This is a genomic window from Sphingomonas glacialis (assembly GCF_014653575.1).
GTDB classification, from domain to species: Bacteria; Pseudomonadota; Alphaproteobacteria; order Sphingomonadales; family Sphingomonadaceae; genus Sphingomonas; species Sphingomonas glacialis.
The window spans coordinates 878,322-893,503 of the sequence record NZ_BNAQ01000001.1; the positions used below are offsets into that span (position 1 = coordinate 878,322).

Sequence of the window (15,182 nt, forward strand, 5' to 3'; positions counted from 1 at the left end):
ATCAGGCAGGGTGGCCGAACGACGGCGGGCGATCGGCGCGCGCTTCGCCGAAGCGCGGATTGGGCGTGGCCGACATGGTGAAGCGCAGCGTGCCGCCCCCCGCCAGCGTGCGATGGTCGATCCAGCTTTTGCTCCACGGCGCGCCGTTCCACGCGACGGCGGCGACGTAGGGCGTATCGGCGCGGTTGCCGGGCGCCTCGATCACCAGCCGTTTGTCGCCGAGCCGCACGTCGGCGCGCTCGAACAGAGGCGAACCGAACACATAGGCCGCCTCGATCGGGTCGACCGGATAGAAACCCAGCGCCGAGAAGACGAACCACGCGCTCATCTGCCCGCAATCGTCATTGCCGATGATGCCGTCGGGGTCGTTGCGGTACATCTCGGTGCAAAGCCGCCGGACCAGCCGCTGCGTCTTCCACGGCTGGCCGACATAGGCATAGAGATAGGCGGCATGCTGGTCGGGCTCGTTGCCATGCGCATATTGCCCGACCAGGCCGGAAATGTCGGGCGGGGCGTTGGCGGGCAAGGTCGACGGCGCCGAGAAGAGCGCGTCGAGCTTCGCCGCGAACGCAGCATCGCCGCCGCCGTGCGCGATCCGGCCATAGATGTCGTGCTGGTTGAGAAAGGTCGCCTGCCAGCCATTGGCCTCGGTATAGTCGCGATATTGGCTCGTGTGGCCGAGCTGGATCGGATCGTAGGGCGACCACCAGCTGCCATCGGCAAAGCGCGGCCGGGCAAAGCCGGTGCCGGTGTCGATGACGTTCTTCCAGTTGCCCGAGCGTCGCAACAGCCGATCGGCGGCTTCGCTTGCCCCGGCCGCGCGCGCGATGTGCGACGACGCCCAGTCGTCATAGGCATATTCCTGCGTACGGCTGACGCTTTCGTCGACCCCGTCGGCGGGCACATAGCCGAGCCGGTCGTACAGCTCGCGGCCGCGGCTGTTGTTGCGGTCGGGCGCGGTGAAGTCGAAGCTGCGCTTGGCGATCGCCGGCCAGGCCGCGGCATAGTCGGCGGGCACGCCCTTGGCCTGCGCCTCGGCGAGCGGGACGACGCCGTGCCAGCCGATCATCGTCCCCGTCTCCTTGCCCTGCAACGGCCAGACCAGCGGGCCATAGCGCGATTGCGTGGTCTGGCGGATCAGATCGTCGATCAGGCTTTTGGTGCGCGCCGGATCGATCAGCGTGAGCAGCGGATGCAGCGCGCGATACGTGTCCCACAGCGACCAGCTGCTATAGGCCGCACCGCCGGCGGGCACGGTGTGGACGTGCCCGTCGAGCCCGGCATAGCGCCCGTCGATATCGGAGAAGAGCGTCGGCGCGAGCTGCGCGTGATACAGCGCGGTCGCCAGGATCGCGCGCTGGTCGGCGCTGCCACCGGTGACGCGCACCGCATCGAGCGCCTTCGCCCACTTTGCGCGGGCTGCGTGGACGACGGCGTCGAAATTCCAGTCCCTGGCCTCGCTGGCCAGGTTCGCCCGCGCGCCGGCGACGTCGACGCCCGAAATCGCGCAGCGCAGCACGATCGGCGTGGCGCCGGCATCGTCCCAGTGCAGCACCATCTTCAGCCGTTTGCCCGCGACCTGCCGCGTGCCAGCGGGCTGCGCGACATCGCTATCGCCGAAGAAACTGACCCGGTCGGGCCGGCGCGAGGCTTGCAGCGCAAAGTGGATGCGCCGCCCCTTGGCCCAGCGGAACACCCGGCGCCCGCCGGTAATCGTGCCGTCGCCGTCGATCGCTACGCTGACCTCGTCGATGAGTGGCGCCGCGCCGGGCGCATCGCCGATGAGGTGCGACAGGTCGAGCAGGACGTGCCCTGCCCCATTGGGAAAGGTATAGCGGTGCCAGCCGGTGCGCTCGGTCACCGTCAGCTCGGCCCGCACGCCCGATTCGAGCGCGACACGGTAGAGGCCGGGCTCCGCCCGCTCGTCCGAAAAGCGTTGGCGATAGCCCGCGTCGGGGTCGGACAACGGCCCCGGCTCGAGCTGCACCAGCCCCGTCCCCGGCATCAGCATAACGTCGAGCATGTCACCGATCCCGGTGCCCGACAGATGGGTATGGCTGAACCCCATGATCGAGCCGTCGCCATGGTGATAGCCCGAGCAGGTCGCCCAGCGCTCGACATCGGTATCGGGGCCGAGCTGGACCATGCCGAACGGCAGCGTCGGGCCGGGATAGGTATGCCCGTCGCCGCCAGTGCCGATCAGCAGATTGGGTGCATCGCTTAGCGTGCGTGCCGCGCCGCGCCCAGGCAGCGTGCTCGCGAGCAGCGCCAGCGCGGAGCTGCCGAGCAGGGTCCGTCGGTCGATCGTCATAGCGGCTGCCCCAGCAACGCGGGTCGGGACGTCGCGAGCCGCACGATCAGCTCGCCGAACAGCCCGTTGGCCCAGGCGAACCAGCGCCGCGTGAAGCGCGCGGGATCGTCCTGGTCGAAGCTTTCGTGGATGAAGCCGGTGCCGGCGTCGCTGTCGCGCAACGTCTTGAGGCAGCGCCGGATGACCGCCGGATCGTCACTCGACAGCGCGCGGACGATCAGCGACATCGGCCAGATCTGGCGCAGGCCGACATGCGGACCGCCGATCCCCTCGCCGGCCGCGCCGCGGAAGAAATAGGGGTTGGCGTCGCTCCACGCCGCATCGCGCGTCCGCCGCCACAGCGGATCGCGCAGCGCAGCGCAGCCGAGATAGGCGAGCCCCGACAGCGACGGGACATTGGCATCATCCATGAACAGCGCGTTGCCGAAGCCATCGACTTCATACGCCCAGACCTCGCGCCCGTCGCGCAGCCGCATCCGGCCATAGGCTCGCAGCGCATGCTCGACTTCGTCCGCCAGCGCACGCGCATCGGCGGCGAGCTTTGCGTCCTGACGCGCGCCGGTTGCCACCGTCGCCAGCTCGCGCAAGGCGGTGACGGCGAACAGGTTGGACGGGATCAGGAACGGATAGACACAGGCATCGTCCGAGGGCCGGAACGCGCTGTGGATCAACCCTACGGCACGCGACGGATTGCCCCATCCCTCGAGCGGCACCGTCTCGATATTGCGATCCGAGGCGCGCAGGAAGCGGTAGGGTCCCGGCCCGTCCTTGCGCTGCTGCGCGCGGAAGGTGGCGACGCTCAACCGGGCAGCGGCGGCCCACTGCGCGTCGAACGGCGCCGGATCATTCGTCGCCTGCCAATAGCCGTGCGCGAGCCGCATCGGGTAGCAGAGCGAGTCTATCTCCCATTTGCGCTCGGCGACGCCCGGCTTCATTTCGGTGCGATCGTGCAGCGCCCAGTCGAGATCGGTCTTCGCGGCAGGATCCTCGAGGAAGGCATTGGCATAGGGGTCGATCAGGATCGACCGCGCCTGCCGCGCGATCAGCCCGCGGAACAGCGTGGCGAGCGCGGGGTCGCCGCGCACGAGATGCAGATAGGGCGTCAACTGCGCCGAGGAATCGCGCAGCCACATACACGGAATATCGCCGGTGATGACGAACGCGTCGGGTGCGCCGTCGACCACGCCCATCCGCACCGTCGTGTCGAGCGTGTTGGGATAGCAATTGGCGAACATCCAGCGCAGCTTGGGGTCGGCGATCAGCGCGCCGACGCGCACGATCTCGCGCTCGACCGCCGGGCTGACGAACGATCTCGCGGCAGCGGCCGGACGCAGGCTCGCGAAAGCCGGCGCGGCGCGGGCGGGCGCCGCCGCCGCCAGCGCGACGCCGCCCAAGCCCACGCCCAGCGCATCGCGGCGAGTGAGCGTCACTTCGGCAAGACCTGGCGCGTGCCGGTGATCGCGAGATCGACCCACACACCGGCAGCGTCGCCCGGCTGGCCGCCACCGAGGAACAGCCGATACGCGCCCGGCTCGACCGCGCGCGTCCCGTCGCGCGCGACCAGGCTGAGGCGACGCGGATCGAGCGTGAAGCTGGCCTCGCCGTGCTTGCCGGGTGCGAGCGCGAGGCGGCTGAAGCCGACGAGTTGGCGCTGCAGCACCGGCGTGGTCAGTCCGCCCCCTGCCCCGGCCGGCGGGACGAGATAGGCCTGCACCACGTCCTCGCCCGCCCGCGCCCCGACGTTGCGGACGCGGACGCGGATCGACGCGCTCTGCCCGGCGACGACGCTGACGCGGGCGACCGGCGCGGCATAGGCGAAACGCGTGTAGCTCAGGCCGTGGCCGAAGCCCCACAGCGGCGTTCCGGTGAAATAGCGATAGGTGCGCTCCTTCATCCCGTAATCGACGAACGCCGGCAGGTCGTTGGTGCTGGCGTAGAAGGTCACCGGCAGCCGCCCCGAAGGATTGTTGCGCCCGGCGAGCGTCTCGGCGATCGCGGTGCCGCCCGCTTCGCCGGGATACCAGGCGGCGAGGATCGCATCGGCGGCCTGCGGGTCGAGCGCGACCGCGCTGCCGCTGGTCAGGACGATCACGAGCGGCTTGCCCGTCGCCTTGAGCGCGTCGAGCAAGCGGCGCTGCGCGAACGGCAGCGCGATGTCGGTGCGATCGCCGCCGACGAAGCCCGGCACGCTGACCGACAGTGCTTCGCCTTCGAGATCGGGCGACAGGCCGACCACCGCCACCACCACGTCGGCGTCCTTCGCCGCGGCCACCGCCTCGCCGCGCAACGCGTCGGCCGGTGGCTCCCACAGCAAGCGGATCCCTTCATCCTCGCTGCTGTGATCGAGCTCGAGCTTGAACGACAGCGAGCGGCCGTCGCTGTTCAGCGGGATTTCGATCCGCCCCTTCGCCACCGCGCCCGTCGCGAGCGGACGTCCGTCGATCCACAGCCGCACGGCATCGTGCGCCTTGCAATATTTCCAGCAGGCGGGAACGTCGACGACGAGCCGGTACGCCCCCGGCCCCGGCGGGACGAGCTCGCCCGACCAGCGCGCGCTCCACGTCGCACCGAGCCCCGCGACGGGCGCGGCGCGATTGAAGTCGAGATCGATCCGCCGTTCGTGCCGCGTCACCAGCGGCGCGCCGGTGAGATCGTGCGTCGCGAAATACTCTGCACGCAGGCCGGCGGCCCCGTCCGCCCGAAGCGCCGTCTCGGGCACCGGCACCGGCGCGCCATCGGCGAGCACCGACCCCTGGGCGTAGCGCACATTCCCCGCACCGAACGCGCGGCGGATGCCGTCGAGCGGGGTAACCGGCGCCACCGCGGTACCGTGGTAATTGCCCTGCAACACGCCGAGATCATCGGCATCGGCGCCGATCACCGCGATCCGCACCCCCGGTTTGAGCGGGAGGCGGTCGCCACGATTTTGCAGCAGCACGATCGACTTGCGCGCCGCCTCGAGCGCAGTCGCCTGATGCGCGGGGGTCGCGACCTGATCGGGCGCGATCCGCGACCACGGGCTGGTCGCGCCATAAGCGATACCGAGCGCGCGCCGTGCCGCCTGGGTACGCGCCAGCGCGGTGTCGATCTCGCTTTCGCTAACCAGCCCGCGCCGCAGCGCCGCCGGCAGCGCGGCATAGGTCGTGCCGCAATTGAGGTCGGTCCCGCCCCTGAGCGACGCCGCCGCGGCACCCGCCGCATCGAGCCGGTAATGGTGGAACAGCTGGACGTTGCCGACCGCATCGCAGTCCGACACGGTGAAGCCGGTAAACCCCCAGTCGTGCCGCAACCGCTCGACCAGCAGCGGAGCGCTGGCGCAGGCCGGAACGCCGTGGATCGCATTGTACGCACACATCAGCGACCCCGCCTTGCCCTCGGTGATCGCCGCGCGGAACGCGGGGAGATAGGTCGCCTCGAGATCCTGCGGCGAGGGATCGACGTCGAAGCCGTCGCGCCCCGCCTCGGGGCCGCTGTGGACCGCGAAATGCTTCGGCGTGGCGATCACCTTGGGATGCGCCGGATCGGGCCCTTGCAGGCCGGTGACGAAGGCGACACCGAGCCGCCCGGTCAGATACGGGTCCTCTCCGTAAGTCTCCTGCCCCCGCCCCCAGCGCGGATCGCGGAAGATGTTGATGTTGGGCGACCAGATCGTCAGCCCCTCGTAGATCCGCCGCTCGGCATCGACCGGTCGTGCGTTGAACTTGGCGCGCGCCTCGGTCGCGACGACGTCGCCGATGCGCTTGACGAGCGGCGCGTCCCACGTCGCCGCCATGCCGATCGCCTGCGGGAAGACGGTCGCATAGCCATCGCGCGCCAGGCCGTGCAGCCCTTCGCTCCACCAGTCATAGGCCGGCAGCCCGGCCTTCGAATCGGCGGGCGCGCTGCTTTGCAGCTGCGCCGCCTTCTCCTCGGGCGTCATCGCCGCGGGGTCCAATTGCGCGGCCTGTGCCGCGAGCAACATCCAGATCATCGGCGCGACCCCAAGGAGCGCAGCGTCAGCGCCCGCGCCAACGCGGCCGGCGAGGCCGTCGACGCGACGCTGACGGTGCGGCTTTCGCCGGGCAGCAGGTCGAACCCGTCGTCGGACGGCTGCGCGCCCACTGCGCCGAAATCGAGCATCACCGCACGGGCGAGCGCCGTCGCGGTGACGGTCACCTCGCGGCGATGCCAGGTCGCGCGCAATCCGGGATCGGGATAGGCCATGTCCCTGGGCACCCCGAGCTCGACGATCGCGCGGCTGACCGGGGCATCGCCGACCAGCAATTCGGCCACCGCATAGCTCGTTTTGGCGTCGGCCCCGGCAAACAGCGCGGCATCGTCGATCCGCGCCGCCTCGGTGGCGGAGAGCGGCGGCAGCGTGACGGCAGCGCCGTGCTCAGCGAGCAGCCGGCCGGCCATGTCGAACGCCCGGATGCGCCAGCGAGCGGGCGTCGGCGCGGTCGCGTCGGACACGAGGGCAAGCCGGGTCGCCCCGCCAACATGTTCGGCGACGATCACCTGCGGCGCGAAGAAGCGGCGCGCGGCATAATGGAGCAGCTTCCAGCGGCCGGCATGATCGATGCTCGACCAGGAAATTGCCGGCCAGACATCGTTGAGCTGCCAGTAGAGCGAGCCCATCGTCACCGGGCGGCACGCGCGGTGATGCAGCGCCGCCAGCGCGATCGCCTCGGCCTGGTTGACCTGGCTCAAATAGACGAAATCGCCGAGATCCCTGGGCTCGCCGAGCCGGTCGTGGATGTAGAGCCGCAGCCGCGCATTGCCCTCGCCCGCCAGGAACTTCTGGTGCGCCTTCAGCACCGGACTGTCCGGGGTCAGCGCGCCCGGCCCGGCGAAGTCGCGGATCGTCGCCATGTCAGGCATCGCCTGGAAGCCATATTCCGACATGAAGCGCGGGCACGCATCGAGATAGCGCTCGACCGGTTTCGAGCCCGACCAGACGTCCCAGAAATGGCGGTCGCCCGAATCATCGGTATCGACCGGTCCCTCATAGTCAGTCGACGGCGAGCCCGGCCAATAGGGCGTGCCCGGCGATCGCGTCAGCACCGCGTCGCGCAGCACGCGATCGAACAACACCGCCATCCCCGCGCCGACGCGCTCCTGCTCGTCGGGCCCGACGGCGCGCTTATAGGCCTTGCGGTCGGACCAATTTTCCCAGCCCGACAGCACTTCATTGCCGCCCGCCCACAGGACGATCGAGGGGTGATTGGCGAGCCGTTCGACCTGCTGTTCCGCCTCGATGCGGACATTGGCGCGAAACGCAGCGTCGGGCGGCGTGACCGCCCCGCCGAACATGAAGTCCTGCCACACCATCAGCCCGAGCTCGTCGGCCATGTCGTAAAAGGCGTCGTCGAGATAATAGCCACCGCCCCAGACGCGCAGCATGTTCATGTTGGCGTCGCGTGCGGCGAGCAGCAGCGGGCGCATCGTTTCCGTGGTGGTCCGCTTCGGCAAGCTGTCGAACGGGATCAGGTTGGCACCCTTGGCGAAGATCGGCGTGCCGTTGACGCGGAAGCCCATCGCGCCGCCATCGCGGATCAGCTGGACCGTGCGCAGGCCGATCCGCCGTTCGGCCGTGTCGGTCGCAGCGCCATCCTGCTCGAGCGTCGCCGCCACCCGGTAGAGCGGCTGCTTGCCGTAGCCGACCGGCTGCCAGCGCTGCGGCTGCGCGACGGTGAGCGGCAACGTCACCGCATTGTCCCCCGCCGCCAGCGTGACGCGCTGCGTCACCGTCTGATGCGAACCGTCGGGCGCGGTCAGCACCACGCGCAGCGTCGCCACTCCGGCACGATCCGCCTGCACCGTCGCGCGCGCCGACAACCGCGCCTCGGCATCGTTCAGCGCATCCTGGTCGACGCGCAGCGTGTCGATCCGCGCGCTGTCCCACGCCTCGAGCCGAACCGGGCGCCACGGCCCGATCGCGATGATCCGCGGACCCCAGTCCCACCCGTACTGGTATTTCGGCTTGCGGATATAAGGCGACGTCTGGCGCCCGCCGGGATCATCGCCGAACGCCGAGTCATACTCGCCCGGCAGCGACCGCTTCGCCGCCAGCACGACTGGCGCGAGCACGCGGATCGGCGCGGCGATGGTGATCAGGATCGTGTTCGCGCCGGGCTTAAGGTAGCGCTTGGCGTCGATCCGCCAGCGACGATGCGCATTGTCGGCGCTGAGCACGGCCTGCCCATTGATCGTCACGGTCGCGAAGGTGTCGAGCCCGTCGAACACCAGATCGAGATGATCGCGCGCCAGCAGCGCCGGCGTCGCGACGAGGGTATGGCGATACTGCCAGTCGGTCTGCCCGACCCATTGGATCGCGGCTTCATTCGTCGCGAGGAACGGATCGGGCACGCGGTGCTGCGCGATCAGATCCTGCTGGATGCTGCCGGGCACCTGCACCGCAAACCAACGCGCCTCGCGCCGGTGCGCGGCGACCGCGTCGGTATCGCCGGGGGCGATCCGTGCCTGCCATCCGCTGTCGAGCGTGATCGCCTGCCGCGGTGCCGCGCCGACGAAGCTCGCGCTCGACAGCAACGCCGCCAGCGCAACCCCGCGGAGGACCGCGCGCATCAGCGGGCTTCCTTCAGCTGGACGTCGGCCACCGCATAATAGGGTTCGGCGACCGGCGAGGTGAACTGGAAGCACAGGTCGCGATCCCCCGCCATCGCAGGCAGCGCGCCCGAGAAGGTCAGCAGCGTCGGCGCGGTCGCCGGATAGGGCAAGGGGAAGCTCGCCGCCACCACCGGTGCGGGCGCATCCTTGTCGGGCGGCCCCTTGCGCCCGGCCTGGCAGCCGGCGAGCACGACGAGCTCGCCATGCGCGGTCACGTTGTAATGCTCGCGCACTGCCGAAGCTTCGTGCGCCAGCCCGTAATGCCGCGCGAGCCGCGCGACTTGCACCGTAAAGCCCTTCGCCACGTCGAGCGGGGCGGCGGGATAGGCGCTGCACGTGTCGAACAGGTTGATGTTGAACACCGGCGCATTGCCCTGCGCCTCCGACGTCAACGGCACGCGCAAGCCGAGCGCGCCGCGCGGGCACGCCACCAGATCGGACGCCGCGCGATGGAGCAGCGCCGCACGGTCGGTCGCGAACGCCCGCGCGCCGGCGATCGCGACGCCGTCGTCGCCGAACGCCGCCGCGCGGATCGTCGCGCCGGACGCGAGCGCCAGCGGTGCGGCATAGGCGGGCGACCGGGCGCCCGGCGCGCTGCCGTCGAGCGTGTAGCGGATCGTGCCGGCGGGCACCTGCGTCGCCAGCGCGACGTTCAGCTTGCCGCTCCGCAGCGCATCGCCGCGCGTCCCCTGCACGCGATAGGTCACGGCAAAGGCGCTGTCGGCGACCTCGATCCCGCCCTGCCGCCAGCGCAGCACCTGCGGCCGCAGCCGCGCGACGAAGCCGGGAAAATCGCGCGGCGCGGTCGACCAGGTCGTCTCGGCGAGCGCGGCGGCGCGCGGGAAGACGGCGTGCTGCACCTGATACGGCGTGACGAGATATTCGCTCCACGCATTGCCCTGCGCGCCGAGCACGTGCTTGGCCTTGGCGGCATCGATCCCGGCGGGCATCGGCTCATAGGCGTAGACATCGGCGAGCGTCTGGATCGACAGGCGCCCGGGCGGCTCGTCGGCCTGATCGCTTTGCAGGCTGTCGAAATACAGCGTCGGCGCGGGCGTCAGCACCACGTCATGCCCCTGGTTGGCGGCATCGACCGCGCCCTTCTCGCCGCGCCACGACATCACCGAGGCGGACGGCGGCAGGCCGCCTTCGAGGATCTCGTCCCAGCCGATCAGCCGCCGCCCCTTGCTCGCGAGATAGCGACCGAACGTGTCGATCATCCAGCTCTGCAGCGCATTCTCGTCCTTGAGACCGAGCGTCTTCATTTGCGCCTGGACGCGCGGCGAGCGCTGCCACTGATCCTTGACCGCTTCGTCGCCACCGAGATGGACGAAGCTGCCGGGGAAGACGGCGATCAGTTCGTCGAGCACATTCTCGACAAAGGCCACGCCCTTGGGGCCGGGATCGAACAGATACGGATTGACGCCCCAATCGTGGCTCACCACCGGCCGGTCGCCGAGCACGCCCATTTCGGGATAGGCGGCGACCAAAGCCTGCGCATGGCCCGGCAAGTCGATCTCGGGAACGATCGTGATGCTGCGATCGGCGGCGTAGCGCACCAGCGCGCGCAGTTCGTCCTGGGTGTAGAAACCGCCGACGCGCGTCGTCGGCGCCGGGCCGCCGGTGCTGGGCCCCTTCCGCCACGCGCCAATCTCGGTCAGCTTGGGATAGCGCTTGACCTCGAAGCGCCAACCCTGGTCGTCGGTGAGATGCAAATGGAGCGTGTTGAGCTTCACCGCCGCCATCTGGTCGACGATCCGGTAGAGCGACGGCAGCGGCTGAAAATGTCGCGCGGGATCGATCATCAACCCGCGCCAGGCAAAGCGCGGCGCATCGCGAATGTCGAGCAGCGGCACCGCGACCGCACCGCCGCGCGCGCCATCGGGGCTGAGCAATTGCGCCAGCGTCATCGCGCCATAGACCAGCCCGGCATGCGTCGCCGCGGCAATGCGGATGCCGTGCGCATCAACCGTGAGCCGATAACCCTCCGCGCCGACCACCGCCGGATCGCGCTCGAAGCGGATCGGCGCGGCGTCGCGCGTCAGGCGCAGCGCGAGGCCGCGTGTGCCGGCGACCTGCGCGACCAGCAATTGCGCCGCGCCTTCGGCATCCGCGTCGCCCGCCGGAACACTGATCCCCGCCCCAGCAGCCACGATGAAACTGCCAGCGCCGCGAACGATGCTGGCGGGCATGGGAAGCAGCGGCAACGTCGCTTGCTGGGCGGCGAGCAGCGCCGGGGTGACGGCTGCCGCCGCGGCGGCGAGACGAGCGATCCGTCGCATGGCGCGCTGGCTCTTGCTGCGCGTCCCGTTCGTCATCGACCGTCCCCCATTGCGACGCGACAGCGCGTGCTCTTGCGATGAAGTGTAACCAATATAAGTCCACTTGCAAGCGCGACAAAGCAGCCGAAGTGGCTCCTTTTGCGCAATCGCAGCATTGCACGCGCCCTGAGCAAGAATACCAATCTGGATTCCGACCAAACCCGATTGCTCACCAGCCATCGACGCATTAGGCTCGCCGCCATGTCTGCGTCGCGGCCCGCGACGCAGGCGGGGGCCGGTACGGGGCAAGAGGGACGGACTTTGGAATTTTCGCAACAGATCGGCCATTTCCGCAAGGGCAACCCGGCGCCGCTCTACATCCAGCTGCAGCACCTTATCCGTGAAGCGATCGGCCAGGATCTGCTCGCGCAAGGCGACGCGATCCCCGCCGAGCGCGACCTTGCGACCGAATATGCCATTTCGCGCATCACCGTACGCAAGGCGATCGGCGGGTTGGTCGAAGAGGGTCTGCTCACGCGCCGACGTGGTGCGGGCACCTTCGTCACCGGCCGCGTCGAGAAGAACTTTTCGAAACTGTCGTCTTTCTCCGAGGATATGGCAGCGCGCGGCAAGACCGCCTCGACCCATTGGATCAGCCGCGCCGCCGGTACCGTCGATCCCGAGGAAGCGATGTCGCTCGGGCTCTCGCCCGGCACGCCGGTCTATCGTTTCCACCGCATCCGGCTTGCCGACGATCAGCCGATGGCGCTCGAATTCTCGACCATCGCCGGCTATTGCCTGCCCAATCTCGGCGCGGTCGAGGACTCGCTCTACACCGCGCTGGAAAAGGCCGGCAGCCGCCCGGTGCGCGCGCTGCAGCGCTTGCGCGCCGTCCCGTTCGGCACGGAGCATGCGCGGATGCTTGGCGTCGACCCAGGGCAACCCGGGCTTCTGATCGAGCGCCGCGGGTTCCTCAAGGACGGCCGCGCCGCCGAATTCACCCGCTCTTACTATCGCGGCGACGCCTATGATTTCGTCGCCGAACTGTCCGACCTTTAGCCGGGTTCGCGAGCCGAATTTCCCTCCCCGGAGTATTGCCATGAACCGTCGCCAGCTTCTGCTCGCCAGCGCGGGCCTGAGTGCCTTGCGCGCCGTTCCCGGCGTGGCAGCTGCCGCCGTGCCGAAACAGACCGACGGTTTCCCGATGCCGCAACCCGAAACGCAGCTGCCACCCCGGCTGCCGCAACAGGATCCGGCGCGCATGCTGCTCGACCTCGGTTGGCGGTTCCACGGAGGCGACATTCCCGCGCCGGCGCCCGCCAGCCATAACGACACCTATCTCTCGGCGATGGCGGGCAACGCGATCGGCGCGGCGGCGGTGCTGTATGACGATAGCGATTGGGCCGCGGTGCGCTTGCCGCATGATTGGGCGGCAGCGCAGCCATACGTGCACAGCGCGAACGTCTCGCAAGGCTATCGCCCTCGCGGGATTGGCTGGTATCGCCGCACGCTGCTGCTCGACCCCGCGGATCGCGGCAAGACGATCGAGCTGCAGTTCGACGGAATCGCGACAAATGCCACGATCTGGGTCAATGGCAGCGTCGTCGCGCATAGCTGGTCAGGCTATGCCAGCATCCATGCCGACATCACGCCGTTCGCGACCTATGGCGACGAGCCCAATGTCATCGCGATCCGCGTCGATGCGAGCGCGTGGGAAGGCTGGTGGTATGAAGGCGCCGGGCTCTATCGCCACGCCTGGCTGGTGCGCCGCGCGCCGGTCGCGATCGTCAGCGACGGTGTGCATTGCGATCCGCGCCGCGATGCCGCAGGGCGCTGGCACGTTCCCGTCGTGGCGACGCTCGGCAATATCGAGCGCGCAGCCGCGGCGGTAACGATCGAGGCCGCGCTGCTCGACCCCGATGGCCGCGAAGTGACGCACGCAAGCGTCGCCGTGAGCGTGCCGGTGCTCGACCAGGTCGATGCAGCGCTGACGCTCGACGTCGGCGATCCAAAACTGTGGTCGGTCGAGACGCCGACGCTGTACACCGTCCGCGTACGCGTGCTGCGCGAGGGCACCGTGGTCGATCTGCGGCAAATCCCGATCGGCTTCCGCACGATTCGTTTCGATGCCGCGCAGGGCTTTTTCCTCAATGATCGCGCGGTGAAGATCAAAGGCGTGTGCATCCATCAGGATCACGCTGGCGTCGGCACCGCCATGCCCGATGCCCTGCTCTACTGGCGGCTGCAACGGCTGAAGGCGATGGGCTGCAATGCGGTGCGCATGTCGTCCAATGCGCCGACCGCCGAACTGCTCGACTATTGCGACCGGATCGGGATGCTCGTGATGAACGAGAACCGCCACTTCAACTCGTCACCCGATTACAAGGCGCAGCTCGAATGGCTCGTCCGGCGCGATCGCAACCACCCCAGCATCATCATCTGGACGCTGTGGAACGAGGAACCGCTCAAATCGACACCGCAGGGCGTCGAAATGACGCGGCGGATGGTTGCGACGCTCAAACGGCTCGACTCTGCGCGGCCGGTGACGGTCGCAATGAACGGCGCGTTCAACGATCCGGTCAACACCTCGACCGAAGTCGATGTCACCGGGTTCAATTATTATCAGGACCAATATGACGTCTACCATCGGCTGGTCCCGACCAAGCCGATCATCAGCACCGAAGACACCAGCGCCTATCAGACGCGCGGCGCGTTCGAGAGCGACCCGAAGGCGCATGTCGCGACGTCCTATGACCGCGAGGCGGCAGGCTGGGGCGCACCGCATGGGCCGAGCTGGAAGATGATCGCCGATCGCCCGTTCGTCGCGGGCGGGTTCGTCTGGACCGGCTTCGATTATCATGGCGAACCGACGCCCTATGACTGGCCTACCACGTCGAGCGTGTTCGGCATCCTCGATTTGTGCGGCTTCCCCAAGACCGCCTTCGGCTTGCGCAGCGCGCAATGGATCGACGATGCGCCCGTCGTCAGCCTCGCCCCGCATTGGACCTGGCCGGGGCGTGAGGGGCAGAGCATCGATGTCGTGGTGATGAGCAATGCCGAACGGGTGACGCTCAGCCTCAACGGGCGCGATCTCGGCACGCAGCCGGTCGACCGCTTCCTCGGCAATAGCTGGAAAATGCCCTATGCCCCCGGCCGGATCGACGTCGTCGCGCGGCGCAGCGGGCGGATCGTCGCACGGGCTGCGCACGAGACCGCCGGGCCGCCGGTGGCATTGCGCCTGACGCCTGCGCGCAACGTGATGGCAGGCGATGGCGAGGATGTGCAGCCGATTACGGTCGATGCGATCGACGCGCACGGGCGCCATGTGCCGACCACCAATCTGCCGGTCGATTTCACGGTGCAGGGTGCAGCGATCATCGGGCTCGGCAATGGCGACCCCAACTGCCACGAGCCCGAGCAGTCCGCCGCGCATGCCGGCGCACGGTCGCTGTTCAACGGCTTGGCGCAGCTGATCGTCCGCGCCGATGTCGGGCGCGGACGGGTGCTGATCGAGGCGCGCGCCGGCGGCCTGAAGCCCGCGCGGCTGTCGATCGACCGCTTGGCCATCGCGCCGCCGCCGCAAGTTGCGGTGACGGTAAGCGCGCAGCGGATTGCGCAGTGGCGGCGCTCGATGCGCTTCGCCGAGCGCCCCTCGCCCGATCTGGCGCCGGCCGATGGCGACAATAACAGCTGGGCATTCGTCCGCGCCGGAACGCCATCCCCGCCTGACGCGGCCGGCGGCTGGCAGCTCTATCGCGCGTCCGTCGAGCCATGGCGCGCGGTGGCGGCTGGCGGCGGCACGCTGCGCTTCGCGTCGGTCGCGGGGCGCGCCGAGCTGTGGATCGACGGGCAGCGCGTCGCCGACAAGGGCCCGGGAACCGCTGCGCTAACGGGCCGGATGCCCGCTGGCGCGGGGCGTCGCCGCATCGTGCTGCTGGTTCAGGCCGAACGCGACACCGCGTCGGGGCTGCTCGGCCCGGTGACGCTGGCCGCCGACTAGG

Annotated in this window: 7 protein-coding genes; 2 read left to right on the forward strand and 5 right to left on the reverse strand. The window is 69.4% G+C overall.

The features are described from left to right. Position 1: 1 nt before the first annotated feature. Genes IE187_RS04215 through IE187_RS04235 form a run of 5 tightly spaced genes read right to left on the reverse strand, consistent with a single transcriptional unit; the run spans position 2 to position 11,238 of the window. Entirely contained in the window at positions 2–2,311 is a 2,310-nt protein-coding gene (locus tag IE187_RS04215) for a GH92 family glycosyl hydrolase (protein WP_189675217.1), read from the reverse strand. After that, the gene (locus tag IE187_RS04220; RefSeq protein ID WP_189675218.1) at positions 2,308–3,741 is read right to left on the reverse strand and encodes a glycoside hydrolase family 125 protein; all 1,434 of its coding nucleotides are present in this window, start codon (positions 3,739–3,741) and stop codon (positions 2,308–2,310) included. The genes IE187_RS04215 and IE187_RS04220 overlap by 4 nt, the downstream gene beginning before the upstream one ends. Then, a complete protein-coding gene (locus IE187_RS04225; RefSeq protein WP_189675219.1) occupies positions 3,738–6,281 on the reverse strand; it encodes a glycoside hydrolase family 3 C-terminal domain-containing protein in 2,544 nt (847 codons plus the stop codon). Before IE187_RS04225 ends, IE187_RS04220 begins: the two co-directional genes overlap by 4 nt. Then, the gene (locus tag IE187_RS04230) at positions 6,278–8,878 is read right to left on the reverse strand and encodes a beta-mannosidase (RefSeq protein WP_189675220.1); all 2,601 of its coding nucleotides are present in this window, start codon (positions 8,876–8,878) and stop codon (positions 6,278–6,280) included. The genes IE187_RS04225 and IE187_RS04230 overlap by 4 nt, the downstream gene beginning before the upstream one ends. After that, the gene (locus IE187_RS04235) at positions 8,878–11,238 is read right to left on the reverse strand and encodes a family 20 glycosylhydrolase (RefSeq protein WP_229839218.1); all 2,361 of its coding nucleotides are present in this window, start codon (positions 11,236–11,238) and stop codon (positions 8,878–8,880) included. Before IE187_RS04235 ends, IE187_RS04230 begins: the two co-directional genes overlap by 1 nt. A gap of 264 nt (positions 11,239–11,502) precedes the next feature. Between IE187_RS04235 and IE187_RS04240 the strand changes: the two genes are divergently transcribed. Continuing rightward, positions 11,503–12,240, forward strand: coding sequence for a GntR family transcriptional regulator (locus IE187_RS04240; protein WP_133189314.1), 738 nt, complete (start codon positions 11,503–11,505; stop codon positions 12,238–12,240). Positions 12,241–12,280: 40 nt separating this feature from the next. Continuing rightward, positions 12,281–15,181, forward strand: coding sequence for a beta-galactosidase GalA (gene galA / locus IE187_RS04245; RefSeq protein WP_189675221.1), 2,901 nt, complete (start codon positions 12,281–12,283; stop codon positions 15,179–15,181). The last annotated feature ends 1 nt before the right edge of the window (position 15,182 follow it).

Bases quoted from the DNA above. Each gene is read 5' to 3' on its own strand.
- IE187_RS04215 (WP_189675217.1), bottom strand. From the start codon at position 2,311: ATGACGATCGACCGACGGACCCTGCTCGGCAGCTCCGCGCTGGCGCTG.
- IE187_RS04225 (WP_189675219.1), bottom strand. From the start codon at position 6,281: ATGATCTGGATGTTGCTCGCGGCACAGGCCGCGCAATTGGACCCCGCG.
- IE187_RS04230 (WP_189675220.1), bottom strand. From the start codon at position 8,878: ATGCGCGCGGTCCTCCGCGGGGTTGCGCTGGCGGCGTTGCTGTCGAGC.
- IE187_RS04235 (WP_229839218.1), bottom strand. From the start codon at position 11,238: ATGACGAACGGGACGCGCAGCAAGAGCCAGCGCGCCATGCGACGGATC.
- galA (WP_189675221.1), top strand. From the start codon at position 12,281: ATGAACCGTCGCCAGCTTCTGCTCGCCAGCGCGGGCCTGAGTGCCTTG.